At 83.4% G+C, this 603-nt stretch carries 1 pseudogene; it reads right to left on the reverse strand.

The annotated features are described in order from the left end of the window. Positions 1-603: pseudogene (locus GT045_RS40310) on the reverse strand (hypothetical protein); the annotation flags it as partial.

Raw genomic sequence — 603 nt, forward strand, 5'->3', positions numbered from 1 at the left:
CAGCTCCGGCTCCGGCGGTGCCCGCCGCGCGTGCGGCGCGGGCGGCCCGTGCCGCGGCCGGGGAGGAGGGGACGGCGGCACCGGTCGTACCGGCAGCGTCGGCAGCGCCGGCTCCGGTGGTCCGGGCGTCGCGGTTCTGGCCGCCCGGGCGGGGCACGCCGGTACGCGGAGTACGGCCGGCGGGGTCCGGCTCCGCAGCCGGGGAGGTCCCCGCGGCCTTCGTCCCGGCTCCGGCTCCGCCCGGCTCCCCCGCACGGGGCGCGCCGATCCGCCGGAGCACCTGGGTGGTCTCGGGCGCCTGCTCGGCCCCGGCCGCCGCACCGGCCGCCGGGGCAGCACCGGCCGCCGCGCCGGACCGGGTCTGCCGGCCCGTCTTTCCGGCGGCGTTCTCCGGGGACGTCCGGGATTCCCGGGGCGCCCCGGCCTCCCGCGGCTCCCGGGGCGGGGTGATCCGCCGCAGCACCTGAGTACTCTCGGCCGCCGGAGTGTCGGAGCCGGTGGGTGCCTGGGCGGCGCCTGACGCACCGGTGCCGGTGGTCTCGGCGGGCGCGCCGGTGGCCGGGGCGCGGCCTCCGGCCGAGGGGCCGCCGGGGGCCGGGGAGG

The sequence above is a fragment of the Streptomyces sp. SID486 genome (genome assembly GCF_009865385.1).
Lineage (GTDB): Bacteria > Actinomycetota > Actinomycetes > Streptomycetales > Streptomycetaceae > Streptomyces.